Annotated in this window: 18 protein-coding genes; 8 read left to right on the top strand and 10 right to left on the bottom strand. The window is 60.8% G+C overall.

The annotated features are described in order from the left end of the window. Positions 1-70: 70 nt before the first annotated feature. Together ACGHU1_RS15215 and ACGHU1_RS15210 are read left to right on the top strand one after the other, a co-directional pair. Positions 71-1,828, top strand: a complete 1,758-nt coding sequence (locus tag ACGHU1_RS15215; RefSeq protein WP_390588326.1) for a SulP family inorganic anion transporter — start codon at positions 71-73, stop codon at positions 1,826-1,828. Between the two features lie 165 nt (positions 1,829-1,993). Next, on the top strand, positions 1,994-4,171 hold the full coding sequence (locus ACGHU1_RS15210) for a TonB-dependent receptor (protein WP_390588325.1): 2,178 nt from the start codon (positions 1,994-1,996) through the stop codon (positions 4,169-4,171). Positions 4,172-4,250: 79 nt separating this feature from the next. Here the strand turns inward: ACGHU1_RS15210 and ACGHU1_RS15205 are convergent, their stop codons facing one another. Continuing rightward, positions 4,251-5,426: a saccharopine dehydrogenase family protein gene (locus ACGHU1_RS15205; RefSeq protein WP_390588324.1), complete on the bottom strand. Its 1,176-nt coding sequence runs from the start codon at positions 5,424-5,426 to the stop codon at positions 4,251-4,253. A gap of 521 nt (positions 5,427-5,947) precedes the next feature. Between ACGHU1_RS15205 and ACGHU1_RS15200 the strand changes: the two genes are divergently transcribed. Both ACGHU1_RS15200 and ACGHU1_RS15195 read left to right on the top strand, forming a co-directional pair. Next, a complete protein-coding gene (locus ACGHU1_RS15200; RefSeq protein WP_390588322.1) occupies positions 5,948-6,682 on the top strand; it encodes an alpha/beta fold hydrolase in 735 nt (244 codons plus the stop codon). After that, complete coding sequence (locus ACGHU1_RS15195) at positions 6,675-7,811, top strand: ATP-binding protein (protein WP_390588320.1); 1,137 nt, start codon at positions 6,675-6,677, stop codon at positions 7,809-7,811. Before ACGHU1_RS15200 ends, ACGHU1_RS15195 begins: the two co-directional genes overlap by 8 nt. Positions 7,812-7,920: 109 nt before the next feature. Here the strand turns inward: ACGHU1_RS15195 and dcd are convergent, their stop codons facing one another. Together dcd and ACGHU1_RS15185 are read right to left on the bottom strand one after the other, a co-directional pair. Beyond that, on the bottom strand, positions 7,921-8,475 hold the full coding sequence (gene dcd / locus ACGHU1_RS15190) for a dCTP deaminase (protein WP_390588318.1): 555 nt from the start codon (positions 8,473-8,475) through the stop codon (positions 7,921-7,923). Positions 8,476-8,578: 103 nt separating this feature from the next. Then, positions 8,579-8,911: a winged helix-turn-helix transcriptional regulator gene (locus tag ACGHU1_RS15185; RefSeq protein ID WP_390588317.1), complete on the bottom strand. Its 333-nt coding sequence runs from the start codon at positions 8,909-8,911 to the stop codon at positions 8,579-8,581. An 80-nt stretch (positions 8,912-8,991) separates the two neighbouring features. Between ACGHU1_RS15185 and ACGHU1_RS15180 the strand changes: the two genes are divergently transcribed. Further along, on the top strand, positions 8,992-9,447 hold the full coding sequence (locus ACGHU1_RS15180; protein ID WP_390588315.1) for a PaaI family thioesterase: 456 nt from the start codon (positions 8,992-8,994) through the stop codon (positions 9,445-9,447). On the opposite strand, the gene ACGHU1_RS15175 is transcribed toward ACGHU1_RS15180, so the two are convergent. Genes ACGHU1_RS15175 through putA form a run of 3 tightly spaced genes read right to left on the bottom strand, consistent with a single transcriptional unit; the run spans position 9,444 to position 13,692 of the window. Beyond that, entirely contained in the window at positions 9,444-9,926 is a 483-nt protein-coding gene (locus ACGHU1_RS15175) for a hypothetical protein (RefSeq protein WP_390588314.1), read from the bottom strand. The two genes, ACGHU1_RS15180 and ACGHU1_RS15175, sit on opposite strands and share 4 nt — an antisense overlap. A 22-nt stretch (positions 9,927-9,948) precedes the next feature. Then, a complete protein-coding gene (locus ACGHU1_RS15170) occupies positions 9,949-10,467 on the bottom strand; it encodes a hypothetical protein (RefSeq protein ID WP_390588312.1) in 519 nt (172 codons plus the stop codon). 57 nt (positions 10,468-10,524) lie between these two features. Next, the gene (gene putA, locus ACGHU1_RS15165) at positions 10,525-13,692 is read right to left on the bottom strand and encodes a bifunctional proline dehydrogenase/L-glutamate gamma-semialdehyde dehydrogenase PutA (protein WP_390588379.1); all 3,168 of its coding nucleotides are present in this window, start codon (positions 13,690-13,692) and stop codon (positions 10,525-10,527) included. A 179-nt stretch (positions 13,693-13,871) separates the two neighbouring features. Between putA and ACGHU1_RS15160 the strand changes: the two genes are divergently transcribed. Together ACGHU1_RS15160 and ACGHU1_RS15155 are read left to right on the top strand one after the other, a co-directional pair. Further along, positions 13,872-14,972, top strand: coding sequence for a CaiB/BaiF CoA transferase family protein (locus tag ACGHU1_RS15160; RefSeq protein ID WP_390588310.1), 1,101 nt, complete (start codon positions 13,872-13,874; stop codon positions 14,970-14,972). After that, positions 14,972-15,277, top strand: a complete 306-nt coding sequence (locus ACGHU1_RS15155) for a YciI family protein (RefSeq protein ID WP_390588308.1) — start codon at positions 14,972-14,974, stop codon at positions 15,275-15,277. The genes ACGHU1_RS15160 and ACGHU1_RS15155 overlap by 1 nt, the downstream gene beginning before the upstream one ends. Here ACGHU1_RS15155 and ACGHU1_RS15150 read toward each other — a convergent pair. From ACGHU1_RS15150 to ACGHU1_RS15135, 4 genes are read right to left on the bottom strand one after another with little or no spacing between them, the layout of a single operon-like run. Further along, positions 15,274-16,251: a quinone oxidoreductase family protein gene (locus ACGHU1_RS15150; RefSeq protein WP_390588306.1), complete on the bottom strand. Its 978-nt coding sequence runs from the start codon at positions 16,249-16,251 to the stop codon at positions 15,274-15,276. The two genes, ACGHU1_RS15155 and ACGHU1_RS15150, sit on opposite strands and share 4 nt — an antisense overlap. Further along, entirely contained in the window at positions 16,248-18,146 is a 1,899-nt protein-coding gene (locus ACGHU1_RS15145) for a hydantoinase B/oxoprolinase family protein (protein ID WP_390588305.1), read from the bottom strand. The genes ACGHU1_RS15150 and ACGHU1_RS15145 overlap by 4 nt, the downstream gene beginning before the upstream one ends. 4 nt (positions 18,147-18,150) lie before the next feature. After that, complete coding sequence (locus ACGHU1_RS15140) at positions 18,151-20,208, bottom strand: hydantoinase/oxoprolinase family protein (protein WP_390588304.1); 2,058 nt, start codon at positions 20,206-20,208, stop codon at positions 18,151-18,153. 46 nt (positions 20,209-20,254) lie between these two features. After that, positions 20,255-21,163: a hydroxymethylglutaryl-CoA lyase gene (locus ACGHU1_RS15135; RefSeq protein ID WP_390588300.1), complete on the bottom strand. Its 909-nt coding sequence runs from the start codon at positions 21,161-21,163 to the stop codon at positions 20,255-20,257. Between the two features lie 189 nt (positions 21,164-21,352). Between ACGHU1_RS15135 and ACGHU1_RS15130 the strand changes: the two genes are divergently transcribed. Continuing rightward, positions 21,353-22,534 carry a CaiB/BaiF CoA transferase family protein gene (locus ACGHU1_RS15130; protein ID WP_390588298.1) on the top strand — a complete coding sequence of 394 codons (1,182 nt, stop codon included), beginning with the start codon at positions 21,353-21,355 and terminating at the stop codon, positions 22,532-22,534. Positions 22,535-22,555 lie beyond the last annotated feature (21 nt).

Below are 22,555 nucleotides of genomic sequence, written 5' to 3'. Positions count from 1 at the left end.
CGGGCGAGGCGCCTTGACCGGCCCCGGCGCCGTGATTGCCCGGTAGAGTGCAGGTTCGAGGCCGCACATCATGCTGAAACGCTACCTGCCCATCCTTGAATGGGGGCGCACCTATAATCGCGGCGTTTTGACCGATGACCTGATGGCCGCCGTGATCGTCACGATCATGCTGATCCCGCAAAGCCTCGCTTATGCGCTGCTGGCCGGATTGCCTCCGGTTATCGGCCTGTATGCCTCTATCTTGCCGCTAATATTGTATGCGGTGTTCGGCACTAGCAGAACCCTTGCCGTGGGGCCGGTCGCTGTGATTTCCCTGATGACAGCGTCCGCTGCAGGGGCCGTCGCGGCGCAGGGCACAGCGCAATATCTCGAAGCGGCAATCACACTTGCCATGTTGTCAGGCATCATGCTCGCGGTGCTTGGGCTGCTGCGGGCAGGGTTTCTGGCAAATCTGTTGTCCCACCCGGTCATCAGCGGGTTCATCACCGCATCGGGCATCCTGATCGCGACCAGCCAGCTTAGACACATTTTCGGTATTGAGGCAGGCGGTGACAACTGGCCCGAAATGATCGGTTCGCTGGCGAGCGCGATTGGCACTATCAATGTCTGGACGCTGGCCATTGGCATACCGGCGATGCTGTTCCTGTTTTGGGTTCGCAAGGGGGCAAAACCGGCGCTGCTGCGGCTGGGGCTGGCGGACCGCGCAGCCGGCATGACGGCAAAGGCCGGTCCGGTGGTCGCCGTCGCGATGACGATTTTCGCGGTGATCGCCTTTGACCTGGCGGACCGGGGCGTTGCGCTGGTCGGACCCATTCCCCAAGGGCTGCCGCCCATCACCATGCCGAGCACCGATCTGGCGCTTATCGAGAAATTGTGGGTGCCCGCGCTGCTCATCTCCATCATCGGCTTTGTCGAGAGTGTTTCGGTCGCCCAGACCCTCGCGGCCAAACGGCGCCAGCGCATTTCCCCTGATCAGGAACTGGTGGGGCTGGGCGCAGCGAATATCGCCAGCGCATTTTCCGGCGGGTATCCGGTAACAGGCGGCTTTGCTCGGTCCGCTGTCAATTTCGATGCGGGCGCGCAGACCCCTGCCGCTGGGGCCTATACTGCCATTGGCATCGCGCTGGCGACTTTGTTTCTCACCCCGCTGCTGTTCAACCTGCCAATCGCGACCCTTGCGGCGACGATCATCGTTGCTGTGCTGAGCCTGGTCGATCTGAAAACGCCGGGACAATTGTGGCGCTATTCCAAAGCCGATTTTGCAGCGCATATCGTGACAATCGGCGTCACCTTGCTCGCCGGAGTGGAGCTGGGCGTGATCGCGGGGGTTGCCGCCAGTTTGCTGCTGTATCTGTGGCGGGCGAGCAGACCCCACGCCGCGATTGTCGGACGCGTCCCTGAAACAGAACATTTCCGCAATGTCGATCGGCATTCAGTGTTCACTGTCCCGCATGTGCTTTCGATCCGCATTGACGAGGCGCTGACCTATCTCAATGCGCGCTGGCTGGAGGAATATGTGCTCGAAGAGGTCGCGGATCGTCCTGCTGTCCGCCACGTGATCCTGATGTTCAGCGCCGTGAATGAAGTTGATGCATCGGGGCTCGAAAGCCTTGAGGCGATCAATCACCGGCTGGGCGATGGCGGCATCGGATTGCATCTGTCAGAAGTTAAGGGGCCGGTTATGGACCGGCTGAAACGAACGCAATTTGTCGAAGAATTGAATGGCAAGGTGTTCCTGACACAGGACCGCGCCTTTGCCGAGGTTTCGCTTGATACAGGTGAGCCGCCCGCATCGGTTGATCACTACCTCGCCCGCGGCCTGATCTGATCTGGAACTACGGCGGCAAATGTTGCGAAAAAGGCGCAATTCACCGCGGCATTCTGGCTTTCGGTCGGTTTGATTGGATTTTACCGCGGGAACGGGTTGCGGATGAAGACTATGCTGCTATCGGGATGATACGTTATCACATTATCCCACGCAGGTATCCTTCCGATGAAATTTCTCACCTCAAAACTAGCTATCTCTACCGCTCTTGCGATGGGTGCCGCTCCGCTGGCCGCGCAAGACATCAATTCTTCAGACCCATCCGGCAGCCAAGCCGGCGAAGATGATCGTCTCGAAGACGACCTGCACAATCGCCAGACCGATTATCAAGGGAATATCATCGTCAGCGCCTCTGGCCTTGAACAGCTCGATATCCTTGCCGGGACCAGCGTGTTTGAAGCGGACGATATTCAGCGCAATCTGAATGGCCAGATTGGCGAAGTTCTTGCCAAACTGCCCGGCGTCTCCGCGACCAGCTTTGCACCGGGTTCATCGCGCCCGGTGCTGCGCGGTTTTCAGGGTGAGCGCGTGCGCGTGCTGGTCGACGGGATCGGTACGGCGGATGTGTCCAACACGTCGGTCGATCACGCGACGTCCATCGACCCTCTTACTGCGGAGCGGATAGAGGTGCTGCGCGGTCCGGCGGTGCTGCTCTATGGCAGTCAGGCGATCGGCGGCGCGGTGAACGTCATAGACAAACGTATCCCGACCCGCGTTCCCGAAGAAGCGTTTCATCTCGACGCCCTCGTCGCAGCCGACACGGCGAGCGACCTGCGCACTGGCGGGGCTTCGATTGACGTGCCGATTGGAAGCAATTTTGTCGTCCATGTCGATGGCAGCTGGCGCGAAACCGATAATTTGGAAATTGGCGGCTTTCAGCTGTCGCCCGCCCTGCGCGCCGAATTGCTGGCCGAGGCGGCTGAAGAAGAAGCCGAAGGCGAATTCGAGGAGGCCGAAGAATTTCGCGAATCTGCCGATCAAGCCGGTTTCATCCCCAACACGGCCGCCGAAACGTGGACCATCAATGGCGGTTTCGGCGTAATCCTGGGCGAAAGCACTTTTGGCGCGTCGATCGGATATTACGATACGAACTACGGCGTGCCGGGCCGTCCGGGCACAGAACACGCGCATGAAGGCGAAGAGGGCGAGGAAGAGGGAGGCGAGGAAGAGGGCGAAGAAATCGTCTCCATCGACCTCGAACAATTCCGCGCCGATTTCAAAGGCGACATCGCGCTGGGTGACGGGTTCTTCTCCCAGTTGAAATTGCGTGCAGGATATTCCGATTACACCCACACCGAATTCGAAGGCGAAGAGGTCGGCACCGTCTTTGAAAGCAACAGCATCGAAACGCGCGCCGAACTGGTCCAGAACGAAAGCGGTCCCTCGCGCGGTTCCATCGGCATTCAGTACCGCTACCGCGATTTCTTCGCCGAAGGGGCAGAAGCCTACGTTCCGCCCAACACCACCGATCAGTTTGCGGTGTTTGGTTTGCAGGAATTTGGCACCGGTCCGTTCCAGCTTGAACTCGCCGCCCGGTACGAAACCACCGATGTCGAAGACACGGTGAACAACATCGCGCGCGATTACGACACCGTTTCCGGCGCTATCGGCCTTGTCTGGGAGGGCGACGATGCGCTGCGCGCCGGCGTGAACCTGTCCCGCGCCGAACGTGCGCCGAGCGCGGAAGAGCTGTTTTCCAATGGCCCGCATATCGCGACGCAGGCATTCGAGATCGGCGACGCTGACCTTGAGGTGGAAAGCGCATGGGGCGCGGAGGTTTTCGTGCGCGGCACCGCCGGAAGTGCGCAGTTCAACCTCGCCGTGTTCCAGCAATGGTTCGACGATTACATCTACCTTACCGAAACCGGCGATGAAGAGGACGGTCTGCCAGTCTTCGTCTATCTCCAGCAGGATGCCGATTATTTCGGGGTTGAGGGCGATGTGACCTTCCCGCTGTTCGACAATGGCGACTTCGGCCTCATCACGGATCTGCGCGCTTCGTATATCAAGGCGGAGCTGGGCGATGGCACCAATGTCCCGCGCATCCCGCCGCTCGAATTGCTTGGCGCGCTGGAATTGCAATCGAGCGCCTTTGACCTGCGCGGCGAAGTCCAGTGGTTTGCCGAGCAGGATGAGACCGCCGCTTTCGAAACGTCGACAGACGATTTTGCGCTGGTCAATCTCCTCGTATCATGGCGTCCGCTGGCGAACCGGGAGGGTGTCACCGTGCAGCTGGCAGCCGACAATATCTTCGACGTGGTTGGCCGCCGCCATGCAAGCTTTACCAAGGATTTCGTCCCGCTCGCCGGGCGCAACGTCAGGGCGAGTGTCCGGCTGAGCTTCTGAAACCCGGCTGGCGCTTCACCAGAATAAAAACGGGCCGCGTTTCCCATTTCGGCAGGAAATCGCGGCCCGTCCAATCGACTTAATTCTCTACCGCAAAAGTCAGTTCGGCACGCTCTTCGAGGCGTTTGACCAGGCTTTCGCCCAGGAACGATCCCGGCGTTCCGATGCCGCCCGGCGCGTCAAGTTCCAACAGGCCCATCGCGGTTTCCGCGATCATGCGGCTGGTCGAGCCATAGCCCGGATCGTATTTGCCTTTCACGCCGTAATGCAGCGTCTCACCGCCGGGCATTTCCGCCACGAACAACACGTCATAAAACCCGTTTTCGCGCTCTTCCTGCGTTGGCCCTTCGCCCGGCTTGGGCGGTTTGGACCCGAACGGGTTTTTCATCAGTTCGGTCGCAGCTTCGGCCATTTTCTTGCCCGCTTCGCCAGGACTGGTGAGGACCATTTCGTCATACTGGAAATCCTCGCCATACGGATGGCCCAGCAGAAAGTTGGTGCGGTGCACGTTCTTTGTATTGATCGGTGCCATCACGAACGGCGCAGCCCATTTATCGAGGTCTTTTTCGTACATCGGGATCATGCCGGTCGGCTGGCTGGGCCCGTCAAAACCGGGGGCAAGCGCAAACGGATCGCGCAGCACGTTGATCAGTTTCGGGTTCTTGGCAGCGGCTTTCATCGTCGCGCCTAGGCTGGCCGCAGTCCCGCCAGAGAACGTGCCCTGCATCGCGCGGACACGCCCGCGAATGCGCGGCGCAGGTTTGCCGAAACGCGCCTTTGCCTCTTTCTGCGTCATCATCACGCCAAGGTCGAAGGGGATGGAATCGAACCCGCTGGAAAAACAGATGCGCGCGCCTGTTTCCTTCGCGGTATCTTCCAGTTCCTCGATCTTTTCCGCCATCCAAGCAGGTTCGCCCGAAAGGTCGCAGTAATCGGTGCCGGTGCGCGCGCAGGCGGCGACCAGTTCATCACCGTAAAGCTGATATGGGCCGACTGTGGTGATGACGACCTTGGTACGCTCGCACATCGCCTCCACCGCCACGCGGCTGTCCGCATCGGCGACCACCAGCGGCAAATCATCGGGCGCGCCGATCAGGGTGCGCACGTCTTCCAGTTTTGCCAGATTGCGTCCGGCCATTGCCCATTTCGGGCCGTCCGCCTTGCCGCCATATTCACGCACGAAATGTTCCGCGACCAGCCGCCCGGTAAAGCCTGTGGCGCCGTAGATGATGATGTCGAATTCTGAATTGGCCATTAGAGTATTCTCCTTTGCCCCGCTTCAATGGGGCTGCGTGTATCGAGAGTCAAAGGCGCGGGACGGGCAGTTTGTTCCGTGTAGGCACCGCATGACAGACCGGCTGCGCTGTCATGCGCGTCATACAGGTGTTCTTGGCGGAATACCGGCGGTTTCGCCATGTTGGACGCGGGTGACAAATGTCCAACATAATGCGGATTTTTAGCCTCGGGCGGGGGCGAAGGGCTGAGAGTGCGAGCGGCGGCGATCATAGTGCACCCCTGATGCCAGCGCAGGGCCGAGTAGGAAAACCGGCGGATGGCGGTGTGGGGTTGGAAAGTGACCTTTGAAGATACGTTCCCTCTGCGAGCTTGCTCGTTCGTAAGCGAACGCCAATGCTGGGCCGGAAATGACCCAATGCCGAGCCGTATGCCAGACTTCCATGCTCGCTTTCTGTCGGCTATGCACGGTTGATGGATTCTTCTGCTGAAACAATAATGCGCCGAAATAATGTGGCGGTTACCGGCTCTGGGAAGCGCACGATGATGTTCGCGCACGGCTTCGGCTGTGATCAGACGATGTGGGAAACGGTCGCCCGTGATTTCGAGCAGGATTTCCGCGTGGTGCTGTTCGATTATGTCGGGCACGGAAAATCCGACCTCGCGGCCTATGCGGCTGAACGTTATTCGAGCCTTGAGAGCTACGCCGATGACGTTGTAGAGATCGGGCAGGCTCTCGACCTGCAGGATGCCGTGTTCGTCGGACATTCGGTAAGCGCGATGATCGGGGCTCTCGCGACATCCAAGGCACCGGGCATGTTCTCGGATTTGATTATGGTAGGACCTTCGCCTTGCTACGTTGATGCGGAAGGATATCGCGGCGGTTTTACCAAAGCGCAGGTGGACGAACTGCTCGAATTTCTCGCCGATAATCACCTCGGATGGTCGGCCGCTATGGCGGCTTCGATGATGGGTAACCCGGAACAGCCCGAGCTTGGTGAGCGTCTGGAGAACAGCTTTTGCCGGACAGACCCGGAAATAGCGCGGGATTTCGCCCGTGTTACCTTCCTGTCTGATAATCGGGATGATCTCCCAGCCGTGTCGGTGCGCACGCTCGTCCTCCAGTGCCGGGACGACATTATCGCACCGGTGGAAGTCGGGGAATATGTGCATGCCAAACTGCCAAACAGCGATTACCGATTGCTGGATGCCACAGGTCACTGTCCCCATTTGAGCGCGCCGGATGAGGTAACAGCTGCGATTCGAAGCTTTGTCTGATCACGCTTTAGCAGAGGATCTGGAGGATCTCTACGAGACCGCTCCCTGCGGCTATCTCTCCATGTCGCCTGACAGCAAGATCGTCAGGCTTAACCGGACCCTTGCCGATTGGCTTGGGTCCGATGCGAATAAGCTCGTCGGACAATCCATCCATGATATTCTGGGTTTTGGCGGACGCATTGCATTCGAGACTCATATTGCCCCCTTATTGCGAATGCAGGATCATGTGCATGAGATTGCGCTGGAGCTCCTGAACGCAAGTGGCGAGAAAATTCCTATGATCGCCAATGCCGCCGAAAAACGTGGCAACGATGGGACGCATCAATTCACCCGATTGACCTTTTTCAAGGCAGTCGACCGACGCACTTACGAACGAACCTTGCTCGAAGCGCGGGTGAAGGCAGAAGCTGAAGCAAAAGCTCAGCAGGATGCTGCTGTGGTCAGGGATCAGTTCATTGCTGTTCTGGGCCATGATCTTCGCAACCCCTTGGCCGCTATCGCTGCCGGTGGACGCATGTTGCGGCGTAACGAAGAATTGACCCCGCGAGGCCAGCTTCTACTCGACGAGATCGAGAAGAGTCTTGCAAGGGCGTCGAGGCTGGTGGACGATACGCTGGATCTGGCGCGCGGAACCCTCGGTAGCGGGTTGGTGCTTGATCGCAATTCCGACGAACAGCTGTCACCGGTTCTGCAACAGGTTATCGCCGAAATTCGGGCAATTTCGCCAGATCGACCTATCGATGCGACAATCGAGATTGAGGAGCCGGTATTTTGCGATCGGCCGCGGATCGCGCAGCTTGCCTCGAACCTTCTGTCCAATGCGGTGTCCCATGGGTCAGCGAAGCGACCTGTGCGATTTGAAGCCAGAACTGTTGATGCAGAATTCGTCCTGTCGGTCGCGAATGCCGGGGAAGCCATTCCACAAGCGGCTCTCGACCGGCTCTTCCAACCGTTTTTCCGCTCTGAAGCCCGTCCCAGTCAAAACGGATTGGGCCTCGGCCTTTTCATCGCTTCGGAGATCACCAAGGCCCATCAAGGGACACTTGAAGTCAACTCTACGGATGAGGAGACGCGGTTTACATTTAGGATGCCGACAATCGTCTCGTCGCCAGATGTTCCGGCAAGCTGACAGGTGCCTTGAACTGGGGCCGACCCGGACGCGCGCAACTGGGTCGTAACCAGACACAAGCGATTGATGCCGCTAATCATCCGCGCGGCCCAACCTTTGCAGCCCGCCCTTAGAGCTTAGGCAAGGTCACCCCGCGCTGGCCCATATATTTGCCTGCGCGGTCTTTGTAGCTTGTCTCGCAGCGTTCATTCCCTTGCAGGAACAGGAACTGGCATGCGCCTTCGTTGGCGTAGATTTTGGCGGGCAGCGGCGTGGTGTTTGAAAACTCCAGCGTCACGTGACCTTCCCAGCCCGGCTCCAGCGGGGTGACATTCACGATGATCCCGCAGCGCGCATAGGTGCTTTTGCCAAGGCAGATGACCAGCACGTCCTCCGGCACGCGGAAATATTCGACCGTGCGGGCGAGCGCAAAGGAATTGGGCGGGATGATGCACACATCCGTTTCGCGGTCGACCAGGCTATCGGCGTCGAATTTCTTCGGATCAACCGTGGCCGAATTCACATTGGTGAAAATCTTGAATTCCGGGGCGACGCGCGCGTCATAGCCATAAGAGCTTAGCCCGTAGGATATGCAGCCATCGCGCCGCTGCGCTTCCTCGAACGGCTCAATCATGCCGGCCGTCTGCGCCTGTTCCCGAATCCACTTGTCTGAAAGAATCGCCATGAATGAGTGATTCCCGATTGCGCCATGCGCGGCAAGCGGGCGGGCGGTTTATCTGTGGGAGTATTGCGTGCGGGCTGGCTTTGAAGCGGTTATTTGTGACGGTTCAGCGCGTCTCGCCAGACTGGTCGAACAGCCACTTATCGCCCCATTCCCGCATCGCTCCCATCACGGGGGCCAGTTCGCGGCCAGCATCGGTGAGGTGATATTCCGCGCGCCGCGCATCGGGCGGAACGCGGCGCAGAACGCCCTGTTCGACCAGCGCGGCAAGGCGCGATGTCAGCGCGGCGCGATTGATCCCGGTGTTGGGCAGAAATTCCTCGAAACGGGTCGCGCCCAGAAATGCCTCGCGCAGGATCAGGATGACCCATCGGTCACCTAGGATGCGAGAGGCACGGCCAACCGGGCAGGGCGAATTGGAAGGCTTGGGCAGGCTCATAGGTCTGCAATTTAGACTTGACTGCGCAAAGCACAAGGTTAAGCCAATAAGTCTGATTTCCAGACTCAAAGGAATTGCCCATGCCCCGTCCCGGTTTCGACAATGAAGAACAGGTTCTGGATTACATGAAACGGATCGCGGTTGGGCGGTCTGGGTTCAGCTCCTTCCTCGCGCTGGAGCCGGTGCATTGCTGGGAGGGTGAGGCGGAGATCGTCATGCAGGTGCGCCCCGAAATGACGCAGCATCACGGGTTCGCGCACGGGGCGATTGTCGGACTGATGGCGGACAATGCCTGCGCATGGGCGGCCAGCTCGGCGGTCGGTGACGTTGTGACGGGCAGTTACACGATCAATTTCCTAGCCCCGGCCAAAGGGGCGACGCTTCGCTCCAAGGGGACAGTGATAAAGGCGGGGCGGCGGCAGGTGGTGGTGCGCGCCGATGTCTGGTCGGAGGACGAGGGCGCAGAGCCGGCGCTGGTCGCGGTGGCTCAGGCGACGATTGTTCCCACGGGCATAGCGACAACCAAAGACAGCTAATCCCGCTCGCGCCCGGCAATGTGGGGCATATTGCGTCCGGGGAAGGCTGCGCGGTCGAAGCCCCATTCGCCCTGCAACCATTCCTGCGTCACCTGAAACAGCGCGGCGTCCAGCGCGATCTCGCTGTCGTGCACCCAGAGATACGCCTCGCATCCGAAGCCCGGCAAATCGGTGGGATCGATATAGACGCAGCCGATATACCGGCTTTGGCAGGGGGACAGCACGGCATAGGCAAACGCCTCCTGCAGCTGGAATTCGCGCTCATGACGGGCAAGGTCTTTGGCGTTTGCGTCCAAAGTCATGGTGTCCCGCGGCCAGCTATCGTCTTTGCGAAAGACCTGCCGCAGCCGCTGCCTGCTCGACATGACCGCATCGTAATCACGCTCCGCAAGGCTGGGTTCAAGCACTGTGAAGCTGAACTCGCCGGTTTGCAGAGGCGCGGGGACACTGGTGACGGGAGGCGTAAACTGCTTTTTCATCGCCGCGCCCGTTTACACCAGTTTACTTGATCTGTTTCGCCTTAAGCTGAGGGTTCAGCGATGTGACGTGGTTCAGCCAGCTTTTGGGGCGGCGCAGCATTTTTTCGGGCACTTCGACTTTCAGACCGACGATAGAGGCCATTTTTGCGACGAAGTGAATGCAGTTGCGCTTTTCGAGGTCGTAATATTTGCCCGGTGCGTTTTTCCATGCCGTAACCTCGGCCTTGATCTGGCGATATTGCGCGTCGCTGATGGTCATGGTGAAATGGCGGTTTGTCTTGCGGATCGATTTATCGGTTTCGACCAGCACCATGTGTTCAACCGGGCCTGACAGGATGGCGGGCGTTACCTGGCGTGCTGAAAACCCGTAATTTTCATCGATGACCTCGCCGGTTTCCTCCAGCTCACCCTCAAGCACGATGAATGTATGCGGATAACGGCCAAACAGGACGCTGCCGTTAAAGCTGTGAAAGTGGATTTGCACATCGGCGAGCGCCGGCCCGCTCCAGACCAGAGCGAGCAGGGCGAACAGATGGATCATGAATCGGGGCATAGCCCGCTAGCTATCGCGTAACCGGCTGGCTGCGCAAGCAAAGGTTTAGCTGGCGAGCAGGCTGGCATTCCCCCCGGCGGCAGTCGTGTCGATGCAGGTGACCCGCTCGGTTGCAAAGCGCGCGAGGTAATGCGGACCGCCAGCCTTGGGACCGGTGCCCGACAGCCCTTCGCCGCCGAATGGCTGGCTTTCCACGATCGCACCGATCTGGTTGCGATTGACGTAGAAATTGCCGACTTTCGCGTGCGCCTGCACAAACCGGCGGGTCGCAGCGATCCGGCTGTGCAGGCCCAGCGTGAGGCCATATCCGGTCGAATTGATATCCGCGAGGACCCGCCCCAGATCTTCAGACGCGTATCTAACCACGTGCAGGACGGGGCCAAAGTTTTCGCGCCTCAGGTCGAGGATGGAATCGAGCTCGATTATCGTCGGCGCGACAAAGCAGCCCTTGGCCAGCTCTTCATCCAGATCGAGCCGCCAGACGGTGCGTTCATTCTGCTGGCGGCGTGCAACGTGACGTTCCAGTGCGGCCTGCGCGTCGGGGTCGATCACCGGGCCGACATCGGTTGCGAGAAGGGCCGGATCGCCGACATTCAGCGCCTCGAACCCGCCGCGGATCATGTCCAGCATGTCATTGGCAACATCGTCTTGCAAATACAGCACGCGCAGCGCCGAGCAGCGTTGGCCCGCGCTTTGAAATGCGCTGGCGAGCACATCGCGCACGACCTGTTCGGGAAGCGCGCTGGAATCGACGATCATCGCGTTTTGCCCGCCCGTTTCCGCGATCAGGGTGGCAATTGGGCCATCGCGCGCGGCGAGCGACTGGTTGATAAGGCGCGCAGTCTCGGTTGATCCGGTGAAGGCAACCCCGGCAAGCCGCGGATCGGAGGTGATGAGCTGACCGACCTCGCCTGCGCCGGGCAGCAATTGCAGCGCCTCTGGCGGGATGCCGGCGTCGTGCATGAGCTTCACCGCGAGCGCGGCGATCAGCGGGGTTTGCTCGGCCGGTTTTGTGATCACGGCATTGCCCGCGGCGAGCGCGGCGGAGGCCATGCCGGTGAAGATCGCGAGCGGGAAATTCCACGGGCTGATCGTGGCAAACACGCCGCGTCCATGCATCCGCAGGGTGTTTTCTTCGCCGGTCGGACCGGGCAGCACCATCGGCTCTTCAAACTGGCGGCGCGCCTCTGCTGCGTAAAACCGCAGGAAGTCCACCGCCTCGCGGATTTCAGCAACCCCGTCGAGCAGGGTTTTGCCCGCTTCGCGCTGGCACAGGGAGAGAAATTCGTGCGTGTGCGCCTCGAACAGGTCGGCGGCTTCTTCGAGCAGGACCGCGCGCTTTGCCCCGCCCAGCGCATCCCAGCCCGGCTGGATCAATTGCGCGCGGGCGAAGGCGGCATCGACCTCTTCCTCGGTCGCGTCGCGGCGCGTGCCAACCGCCGTTCTGAGATCATGCGGCATGGTGATCGGCGCTGTCTCACCTGCTTCTTCGGCAGGGAAAGTCGGCTCTGCGCGCCACTCGACGCTGGCCAGATCGGCAAGCCGTGCCTGCAGCGGGCCGATGACTAGCGGATCGGACAGGTCGATCCCGGCGCTGTTGACCCGCCCTCCTTCACTGGCGCCAAAAATATCCCTCGGCAGCGGGATCGAAGGATTGCGGCGCGGCGCAAGCGCGGCAAGTTCCTCGACCGGATCATCCACCAGATCGGCGGCTAGAATATTGGCATCGCCCATGCGGTTCACAAAACTGGTGTTGGCGCCATTTTCCAGAAGCCGCCGGACGAGATAGGCGAGTAATTCCTTGTGCCCGCCGACAGGGGCGTAAATGCGCACCGGTGTGCGGTCATTGCCTTCGATCTTGCCCAGCGCCTCGAACACTTCTTCGCCCATGCCGTGCAGACGCTGAAACTCGAATTTCTTATTCTGGCCTGCCGCTTCGCCGTTTGCGGCAGAGGCGCGCGCCATCTCCTTCACCGCCGCCACGGTGTAAGCATTGTGCGTGGCAAAAGCGGGGAAGATCACGTCATCGTGTTCAAACAATCGCGCCGCGCAGGCGAGGTAGGATACGTCGGTCGCAATCTTGCGGGTGAAAACCGGGTAATCGCTGTATCCGCCCACCTGGCTGATCTTGATCTCGCTGTCCCAATACGCGCCCTTTACCAGCCGCACGAACAGTTTGCGCCCGTGCCGGCGGGCAAGTTTGGCGATCCATTCGCACAGCGGCACGCCGCGTTTCTGGTACGCCTGTATCGCCAGCCCGAACCCTTCCCAGCGCGATCCGTCTGCGCGGGTGAAAAGATCATCGTCGGCCATCAGTGTTTCGATTATGTCGAGCGATACTTCGAGCCGCTCCGCTTCCTCTGCATCCAGCGTGAAGTGGATGTTTGCATCGCGCGCTTTTATCGCCAGCCGTTTGACAACCGGAACGATATCGTCATGCGCCTCGCGCGCGTGGAAATGGGTGTATTTGGGATGCAGCGCCGATAGCTTCACCGAAATGCCCGGCGACCCGATTACGTCGCCTGTTGCCTCCTGCGCGAGCCGGTCCAACGCCCGGTCATACGCATCGGCATAGCGCGCGGCATCGGCAAAGGTCATAGCCGCCTCGCCCAGCATGTCGAACGAATGCGTGAGCCCCTTCGCCCGCTCAGGCTTTGCGCGTTTCAAAGCCTCGCCAATGGTGCGCCCGAATACGAATTGTCCGCCCAGAATGCGCATCGCCTGAAGCACGGCCTTGCGAATAACAGGTTCGCCCAGCCGGTTCATCGTGCCTTTCAGCACCCGGCCCATGCCGCGCTGGTGCGCCTCTGGCTGTTCCAGAACCTCGCCCGTCAGCATCAGGGAAAATGTCGCGGCATTGACGAAGGTGGAGGAGCTTTCGCCCAGATGTTCGCCCCATTCGATATCGCCGATCTTGTCACGGATCAGCGCATCGGCGGTGTCTTCATCGGGCACGCGCAGCAGCGCCTCTGCCAGACACATCAGCGCAATGCCTTCCTCTGTTTCGAGGCCGTATTGCTGCAAAAACGCATCGACCCCGCTCGACTTTTGCGAACGCGCGCCCTCGATCAGCCGAATCGCGAGATCAGCCGCCGCTTCGTTCACCTTGCGCGCGGGGGCTGCCTGCTCGATCCGCTGGGCGATGCACGCTTCCTCTTCGGCGCGGTAGGCGCGGCGCAATTCGGATCGGTCGAGGAAATGGGCGGTGTTCATCGGCAGGCTGTTCGTGGTCACTTCGTAACGTCTTCCCTGTTCGGCCAAAGATGGGCTGTCGACTCGCGCAAAGGGTCTGCGCCAAGTTTCGCCATTGAACCCCAAAACGCGCGGTTTCAAGAAAAGTCGATGCGCGCAACCGGTTGAAGCGCGCTGGCAACCCGCGCTAGGGCCGGTGCATGAGCAAATTAAGCGGTATCACGGTCGTCGATCTGACCCAGTTTCTTCCCGGACCGATGATGACGGTGATGATGGCCGATCAGGGCGCGACTATCATCAAGGTTGAGCCGCCGCAGGGCGATCCTGCGCGCCAGCAGGGGCCGTTCGATATGTATGGCGATACGCAGCATTCGGTCTGGTTCGCCAACCTCAATCGCGGCAAGCACAGCGTTGCGCTCGACCTGAAGAGCGAAGACGGCAAGGCGGCGCTGCGCGATCTGGTGCGCGGGGCGGATGTATTCGTCGAAGGGTTCCGGCCCGGCGTGATGAAGCGGCTGGGGTTCGATTATGAAAGCGTGAAAGCGATCCGGCCCGATATCGTTTACTGCTCCGTGTCTGCCTTCGGGCAGGAGGGGGATCTGGCGCACCACCCCGCGCACGATATGGCGGTTCAGGCGCTTGCCGGGTTTCTCAGCGTGAATGACGGGCCGGACGGAACGCCGGTGGTCCCGGGGGTCGCGAGCAGCGATATGGCCGCCGGTCTGACCGCGCTTTCTGCAGTGCTGATGGCGCTTGTCGGGCGCGCCAGCACGGGCGAGGGCGCATATATCGACTGCGCGATGTTCGACAGCCTGATGCCGTGGTGCGCGCACACCGCCAGCGGCGCGATTGCGGGCGGGGCAAGTCCCGTTTCAGCCGAACAAAGGTCGCTGGGCGGGGCGGCGTTCTATCAGGTTTACGAAACGAAAGACGGTCAGCATGTCGTGCTGGGCGGGCGCGAGATCAAATTTGCGCGCAACCTGCTCAGCGCGCTGGGACGCGAAGACCTGATCCCGCTGGCAGAGGCGCCGGCGGGCGCGCAGGGCGAGCTTATCGCATTCCTGCGCGGCGTTTTTGCGGAGAAAACCCGCGCGCAATGGACCGACTGGTTCGCCAATCACGACGTTGCCTTTGCCCCGGTGCTCGATTTCCGCGAGGCTCTGGATGAACCGCATGTCGGGCAGCGCGGCATCTGGGTGACGGCGCAGGACGGGGGCAAACACATCGCGCCTGCGATCCGGTTTGCCGGAGAGACATGGGCACCCGGCGCGGTGCCGCAGCTGGGCGGAGGAAAGGTTTAATGGCGCTGTTCTGTTTTCATTGCCGCGACGGCGAGGCGGGGGAGCGGCTTCGCGAAATCCACCGCGAGACGCATCTGGCGCATATCGCTGCAAACCTGCACGATTACGCGGTTGCAGGGCCGCTCAAACAGGACGGCAAGATCATCGGATCAATGCTGGTGATCAAGGCCGAGGATGACGATGATGCCCGCGCCAAGCTGGAGGCGGACCCGTATTTCACCGCCGGGGTCTGGCAGTCGATCCGCGTCGATGCGTTCACGCCGCTGTTTGGCGACTGGATGCCGCCCGACAGCGAAACCGATTAGGGCAGCAAGACGGTAGAGCCGGTGGTCTTGCGCGCTTCCAGATCGCGGTGCGCCTGCGCGGCTTCTTCGAGCGGGTAGGTCTGGCCGACCGTAATCTTCACCTTGCCGCTGCCGATCATCTCCCACACCCGTGCCATGCCAGCGGCGCGGTCTTCGGGCGTGGTGTAATAATGGAACAGCGTGGGGCGGGTGACGAACAGCGATCCCTTTTGCGCCAAAATGCCAAGGTTCACCTCGTCAACCGGGCCGCTGGCATTGCCGAAACTCACCAACAATCCGCGCGGGGCCATGCTGTCGAGCGAGGCTTCGAATGTGTCCTTGCCAACGCCGTCAAATACGGTCGGCACGCCAGCGCCGCCGGTGATCTCGCGCACTTCGGGGGCGATGTCTTCGCGGTCATACCGGATGACATGATCGCAGCCAGCGGCGCGCGCGGCGGCCGCTTTCGCCTCGGATGAGACTGTCCCGATTACACTTGCACCGATGGCTTTCAGCCATTGCACCATGATGAGGCCAACGCCGCCCGCCGCTGCGTGCACCAGCACCGTATCGCCCGCAGTTACATTGGCGCAGCGTTCGACCAGCCCTTCGGTTGTGGCGGCTTTCAGAATGGCGGCGGCGGCGACTTCATCGCTGATCCCGTCCGGCACTTTGAAAAGGGCGCTGGCGGGCATCACGCGGTGCGTTGCATAGGCGCCGAGACCAGGTCCCATGTAGGCGACCCGGTCGCCGACCGCGTAATCGCTCACACCATCGCCGACAGCTGTGATCGTGCCCGCAGCCTCCAGACCCAGACCGCTTGGCAGGTCAATCGGATAGAGGCCGGTGCGGTGATAGGTGTCGATGAAATTGAGGCCGATTGCGCCGTGTTCGATCAACACTTCGCCAGCCGCGGGTGAGGGAATAGCCTCCTCGGCCCACCCGATCACCTCGGGTCCGCCAAGCTGCTGGATAACGGCGCGTTTCATCGTCATTCGGCAGCTTCTGCGAATTGCGGGTGGTCACCCCATTCGGGCTGGATCGGAGCGGGAAGGCCGGTTTCTTCCTCACACGCGGCGCGCAATTCTTCGATGCTGGGCCCGTAATCAAACAATTCCAGCTCTCCGCGAGTGGATCTGATTTCCGCGCGCAGGCTCTCGGTTGCGTCTTTGTCGATCACTCCGTCATCGTCGGCGACGACACCGTAAGCGCGCGCGCCATCGGAGGTGACGAGGCCTTGCCGGATTTCGAGGCCGACCAGTTCAGGGTCGCGTTCCAGCGGATCGCCCCAGCCGCCGCCGCCCCATGTGATGAAGTGCAGCAATTCGCCTGCCTTCACCTCGACATCCTCGATCTTGTTGCCGACAATCTCGGTCGTGCCATCCGCGCGTTCGAGCACCTTTTGCGCGCGCGCGCCCGGATGCCCGCCATTGACGCCCCACGGCGGCACGAACCAGCGGTCATCATGGATCGCGATGGCTCCGTCCGCGAGGAAGCGGTAAGTCATGTGGATGCCGTTGCCACCGCGGTGCAGGCCCGCGCCGCCGCTGTCCGGCTCGGTCGAATACCGTTCGATCCGCAGCGGGAAATACCGCTCAAGAAATTCGTTCGGCACGTTGGTAAAGCCCGGCCAGAGCGAATGCCCGTCCGGCCCATCACCCAGCGGCCTGCCGGGGATGCCGCCAAATCCGATCTGGAACAGCTGGAACCATTCGCGCGATTTGCCGTGCCGCGTGTCCCAGCCCGAATAGAACAGGTGCGGGGATGAGCTGAACCCTGCCGCGTTGAGAAATTCCGGCGTGCCCTGACCCAGCAATCCGCCGAGGATATCGAAAATCCGCCCCAGCGCGTGGGTGCGGCCCGACAACGCTGCGGGGAATTGCGGTTTGAGCAGGGATCCTTCGGGAATGCGCACCTCGATCAGATCATAAAATCCGTCATTGAACAGGATCTGCGGATCGAAGACCATGATCATGTAAATGCCGAAGAACATCTTGAACATGTTCTCGTTCAGCAGGAAATTGATCGATGCAGCGGATTGCGGATCGGTCCCCTCGAAATCGAGAATGACTGTCTCACCCTCGCGCCACATCGTGCATTTGATCTTGTAGGGACCATAGCCCTTGCCATCATCGCACAGGTAATCTTCGAAGCTGACGGGTTTTTCGCCGACTGCCTGCGAGAGCAGCGCCTTCATCGCGCGGTGGTTGCGCGCCAGCAGTTCTTTCGTGGCGGAGATATAGACATCATCGCCAAACCGCTCCGCCATTTCGACCACGCGTTTCGACGCCACGCGGCACGATGCGATCAGCGCGTTGAGATCGGCCTGGCACCAGTCGGGCTTGCGCGTCTGGTGCATGACCAGCTTCATCAGGTCATCATTGTATTCGCCTTTTTTCCAGATTTTCACTGGCGGAATACGCACGCCCTCTTCGAAAATGCTGGACGCGCCGATGGGCATGGAGCCGGGGACACTGCCGCCGATATCGGATTGGTGGCCGAACATCGCAGTATAGGCGATCAACCGGCCATCCTTGAACACCGGGAGCAGGACCAGCCAGTCATTTGAGTGGCTGACCGCGCCGTCACAGGAATAGGGATCGCTGAGGAAGATCATGTCGCCATCTTCCAGCGTGTCGTCGTATCCTTTCAGGAAGCCGTCGATGAAACTGCCGAACTGACCCACGATCATCTCGCCCGTAGGAGCGGCGATCAACGGAAAGGCATCGCCCTGTTCGCGGATGCCGGGCGACATGGCGGTGCGCACTAGCGTTGCGTCCATTTCGATCCGGGCGTTGCGCAGCGCGTTCTCGATAATGTCGAGCGTGACCGGATCGAGATCGATCTTCGCAAACGGAGTGTCGTTGGTTTCGATGATTTGTGCAGGCATCGGATCAGCCCTCGCTCGTCAGAGTGATAAGGATATTGCCGACTGCATCCACAGTGGCGGTGCAGCCCGTTTCGACCAGAGTGGTCGAGTCCATTTCGGTGATGATCGCAGGACCAGGGATGGTGTCGCCCTGTCGCAATCTCGCGCGGTCATAGATTGCGCCAGCCTGCTCGGCCCCGTCCATCCACAGCGTATGGTCGCGGATTTTCGCAGCCGATGGATCGCCGTCCCCCTCAGGCAGCTCGTTGGCGGGCAGGGCAGGCGCTTCGCCCAGGGCAACGGCGCGCAGGTTCACGATTTCGTGCGGGGTTTCCATGTTGAAGGTAAAGAGCCGCAAATGCTCCTCGTCAAAGCGGGCAAGGATGCCGTCGATCCCATTTGCATCCAGCACCGCCTTGTCGATTGTCAGCGGCACTTCAAAAGCCTGCCCTGCATACCGCACATCGACTTCGAACTGGACGACCAGCTGTTCTTCGGGAACGCCATCGGCAAGCAATTCGCCGCGCGTCTGCTCGGCCATTTCATCGAGCACGGCCTTGAGGTCGGCAATCGATGTGTCGCGCGCCAGTTTGGAGAAACTGCGCGCGGTTTCGGTGCGCATTTGCGTGGTCGCATCGCCCAGCGCGCACAGCACTCCCGGCGAAACCGGAGATACCGCGGGCCAGCTGCCCATCAGCCGCGCCACCGCATTCACATGCAGCGGACCCGCCCCGCCAAATCCCATCAGCGCGAATTCGCGTGGGTCATAGCCCTGTTGGACGCTGATCATGCGCAGCGCGCCGAACATGTTTTCGTTCACGATATCGATGATGCCGCGCGCCGCTTCCATCAGCGACACGCCCAGCGCATCGGCAATGGTCTGCACTGCCGCCTTTGCGCCTTCGCGGTCGAGCTGAAAACTCCCGCCCAGCAAATCTTCGGGAAGGTAGCCGAGCACCACGTTCGCATCGGTCACGGTCGGCAATTCGCCGCCCTTGTTATAGGCGACCGGTCCGGGGACCGCGCCCGCGCTTTCGGGGCCGACCCGCAGCGCCTTGGTCAGTTCCGGAACGTGCGCGATGGAGCCGCCGCCTGCGCCCACGGTCTTTACATCAAGGGCGGACGCGCGGACTGACAAATGCCCAACCTCGGTGGTGCGCACGCGGCGCGCCTCCAACCCTTCGATCAGGGCCACGTCGGTCGAAGTTCCCCCGACATCCAGCGTCAGGATGTTTTTCAGGCCAGCATGTTTCGCCACCCATTTCGCGCCGGTGACGCCGCCTGCCGGACCGGACATCAGGATATTGACCGGATGCTCTTCAGCTTTCTGGCTGCTCATCAATCCGCCATCGGATCGCAGCAGTGAAAGCTTGCCCTCCAACCCCTGATTTTCGAGCTGGTCGCGCAGGTTGGAGACATATTTGCTCACCACCGGACGCACGGCTGCGTTGGCGACCGTGGATAGCGTGCGTTCATATTCCTGCATTTCAGGCAGGACTTCGTGGCTGAGCGAGACAGGGATGCCGGGCAGTTCTTCTTCCGCGATCTCGCCAATGCGCGCTTCGTGCGCGCCGTTCACATAGGCGTTGATAAGGCTGACGGTGAGCGCCTCGATATTCTGATCCTTTAGCTGGCGCAGCACGCCGCGAACCGCGTCTTCATCCAGCGGGCGAACCTCTTTGCCATCTGCGCCCATGCGCCCCGGCACTTCCAACGTGTCTTCAAGATGCGCAAGCGGCTGCGGTTTTGGCCAGACGATCCAAGCGGCCAGCCCGCCGGGGACAAAGCTGCGGGCGATCTGCATCACGTCGCGGTAACCTTCGGTCGTGATCAGGCCGACTTTTGCGCCTTTCCCTTCGAGCACGGCGTTGGTTGCCACCGTCGTCCCGTGCAGGAAATAGGCGATATCCTTTGCAGAAACGCCCGCTTCGGCGGTGATGGCTTTCACCCCGTTCAGGATACCTTCGGAACTGTCATGCGGGGTGGAGGGCGTTTTGTGCCGCCAGAATTTGCCGTTCTCTTCATCGAAAAGCAGCAGATCGGTAAACGTGCCGCCAACATCGACGCCCAGCCTGTAAGTCATATAGTCACCCTGCTCCTAGAAAGTCGGATCGTGAGATCAATTCGGATTATGCCGCGCGCGCGACCCGTGAAGGCAATTCGCGGCCCAGAATGCCGGCGAACCAGCGGTTGGCAGCGATGGCCGATGACAGTTCGATGCCGCTATCAACACCGGATTGCTCCATCATGTAAACAAGATCTTCGGTCGCGATATTGCCCGTCGCGTTGGGGGCAAAGGGGCAGCCGCCCAGCCCGCCCAGCGACGCATCGAAGGTGCGCACGCCCGATTTAAATGCGGCCCAGGCATTGGCGATGCCGGTTGCGCGGGTATCGTGGAAATGGGCGCGCATCGGGATGCGCCCGTGCAGCAATTCGCGCAGGCGGGCGAACAGATCCTCAACCTGCGCGGGCACGCCGACGCCAATCGTATCGGCCAGCGCGATTTCGGCAGGGCTTTCCGCTGCCAATTCTTCGGCAATGGCGAGGACGGTTTCGGGTTTAACCTCGCCTTCGAACGGGCACCCGAATGCGGCGCTGATCGTGACCTGCGCGCTTAACCCTTCCGCCTTGGCAAAGCGGATCATGTCGCGCGTTTCCGCAGTCCCCTGCTTGATGGTCTGGCCCTGGTTTTTCTGTCCGAACGTATCGCTCGCCACCACGACGCAGCCTGCCTGATCGATCCCGCGCCGGCCGCCTTCGCGTGTGGCAAGGCCGCGCAGCACGCCGCGTTTATTGAGGGTCAGTCCGATATAGGTCACGTCGCCGCGGTCGGGCAGGGCGGCAATCACATCCTCTGCATCGGCCATTTGCGGCACGCGCTGCGGGTGGACAAAGCTCGCCACTTCCAGCCGCCGCGCGCCATAGCCGATCATCCGTTCGATCATGGCCAGTTTATCGGCGGTGGAGATGATGTCCGATTCGTTTTGCAGACCGTCTCTCGGGCCGACTTCGACGAGTTCGATACTTTCATTTCGCATGGCCGGAATCGCCCGTGGTGGTTGGGGGTATGCAGCGCCTGATACGCAAATTGTATACAAAAGCAAATGTCGTGACTATAGGCCGCGATTGTCCAGGGCGGGTTTGTATCTCCCTGTGCGTGATTGTGTAGATTATAAGCGCGTTTGTGTCCTCCTTGGCCCAGACCCGCATCTGAGAGGTAAACTTTCATGGCCCAAGGTGCACTCAGCGGATTGCGATTGATCGAAATGGGGCAGCTTATCGCAGGCCCGTTTTGCGGCCAGCTGATGGGTGACCACGGGGCGGAGGTGATCAAGATTGAGCCGCCCAAAGTGGGCGATGCGATGCGCAATTGGGGGCAGGGCATCCCGCTGTGGTTTTCGGTCGTGGCGCGCAACAAGAAATCGATCACGCTCAACCTGCGCGAAAAAGACGGCCAGCAGATCGTCAGAAAGCTCGCGGAAAAGGCCGATTTCCTGCTTGAGAATTTTCGGCCCGGAACGCTGGAGCGGTGGAACCTCGGCTGGGAGGAACTGCATGCCATCAACGAGGCGCTGATCATGATCCGGGTATCGGGTTACGGGCAAACCGGCCCCTATTCCAGCCGCGCAGGATATGGCGGCATTGGCGAGGCGATGGGCGGAATGCGGTATATCGCAGGCGAGCCGGACCGCCCGCCAAGCCGTGCAGGTCTTTCCATAGGGGACTCGCTGGCGGCAACCTATGCCTGCCTCGGCGCGCTGATGGCGCTTAACCACCGGCACAATACGGGCAAGGGCCAGATGGTTGATTCAGCAATTTATGAAAGCGTGCTGGCCATGATGGAATCGACCATTCCCGAATTTACCGTGGCCGATCACATCCGCGAACGCACCGGATCGATCCTGCCGAGGGTTGCCCCGTCAAACGTCTATCCGACAAAGGATGGCAGCGTGCTGGTGGCGGGCAATCAGGACAGCGTGTGGAAACGCATGGCAACAATGATGGGAGTGCCGGAACTGGGCGATGATCCGCGTTACAATTCGCACATGGCACGCGGCGAACGGCAGGCCGAACTTGACGATCTGATCAGCGACTGGACGCGGCAATATACCAGCCGCGAAGTGCTGGATCTATGCGAACAGCACGGCGTGCCCGCCGGGAATATGTACCGCGCTCCCGAAATGCTCGAAGACCCGCATTTCGCCGCGCGACAGGCGATTGTAGACGTGCCTCACCCGCTGCATGACAATTTCAAGATGCAGAATGTCGCGCCCAAACTGTCCGAGACGCCGGGAAATATCGGCTGGGTCGGACCCGAGCTGGGTCAGCACAATGAAGAGATTTACGGCGAGCTGCTGGGCATGGATACGCGCACGATGGATGCGCTGGCGGAACGCGGCATTATCTAGCCGCCCCTGCACGTCAGGGAA

Origin of the sequence: Erythrobacter sp. MTPC3, from assembly GCF_042854385.1 — a bacterium.
In the GTDB taxonomy this organism is placed as follows: Bacteria; Pseudomonadota; Alphaproteobacteria; order Sphingomonadales; family Sphingomonadaceae; genus Erythrobacter.
This window is presented reverse-complemented; position numbering and strand designations above follow the sequence as displayed.

Bases quoted from the DNA above. Each gene is read 5' to 3' on its own strand.
- ACGHU1_RS15180 (WP_390588315.1), top strand. From the start codon at position 8,992: ATGCCCCGTCCCGGTTTCGACAATGAAGAACAGGTTCTGGATTACATG.
- ACGHU1_RS15175 (WP_390588314.1), bottom strand. From the start codon at position 9,926: ATGAAAAAGCAGTTTACGCCTCCCGTCACCAGTGTCCCCGCGCCTCTG.
- ACGHU1_RS15205 (WP_390588324.1), bottom strand. From the start codon at position 5,426: ATGGCCAATTCAGAATTCGACATCATCATCTACGGCGCCACAGGCTTT.
- ACGHU1_RS15135 (WP_390588300.1), bottom strand. From the start codon at position 21,163: ATGCGAAATGAAAGTATCGAACTCGTCGAAGTCGGCCCGAGAGACGGT.
- ACGHU1_RS15215 (WP_390588326.1), top strand. From the start codon at position 71: ATGCTGAAACGCTACCTGCCCATCCTTGAATGGGGGCGCACCTATAAT.
- ACGHU1_RS15185 (WP_390588317.1), bottom strand. From the start codon at position 8,911: ATGAGCCTGCCCAAGCCTTCCAATTCGCCCTGCCCGGTTGGCCGTGCC.
- putA (WP_390588379.1), bottom strand. From the start codon at position 13,692: ATGAACACCGCCCATTTCCTCGACCGATCCGAATTGCGCCGCGCCTAC.
- ACGHU1_RS15155 (WP_390588308.1), top strand. From the start codon at position 14,972: ATGGCGCTGTTCTGTTTTCATTGCCGCGACGGCGAGGCGGGGGAGCGG.
- ACGHU1_RS15140 (WP_390588304.1), bottom strand. From the start codon at position 20,208: ATGACTTACAGGCTGGGCGTCGATGTTGGCGGCACGTTTACCGATCTG.
- ACGHU1_RS15200 (WP_390588322.1), top strand. From the start codon at position 5,948: ATGATGTTCGCGCACGGCTTCGGCTGTGATCAGACGATGTGGGAAACG.
- ACGHU1_RS15150 (WP_390588306.1), bottom strand. From the start codon at position 16,251: ATGACGATGAAACGCGCCGTTATCCAGCAGCTTGGCGGACCCGAGGTG.
- ACGHU1_RS15145 (WP_390588305.1), bottom strand. From the start codon at position 18,146: ATGCCTGCACAAATCATCGAAACCAACGACACTCCGTTTGCGAAGATC.
- ACGHU1_RS15130 (WP_390588298.1), top strand. From the start codon at position 21,353: ATGGCCCAAGGTGCACTCAGCGGATTGCGATTGATCGAAATGGGGCAG.
- ACGHU1_RS15210 (WP_390588325.1), top strand. From the start codon at position 1,994: ATGAAATTTCTCACCTCAAAACTAGCTATCTCTACCGCTCTTGCGATG.
- ACGHU1_RS15160 (WP_390588310.1), top strand. From the start codon at position 13,872: ATGAGCAAATTAAGCGGTATCACGGTCGTCGATCTGACCCAGTTTCTT.
- ACGHU1_RS15170 (WP_390588312.1), bottom strand. From the start codon at position 10,467: ATGATCCATCTGTTCGCCCTGCTCGCTCTGGTCTGGAGCGGGCCGGCG.
- dcd (WP_390588318.1), bottom strand. From the start codon at position 8,475: ATGGCGATTCTTTCAGACAAGTGGATTCGGGAACAGGCGCAGACGGCC.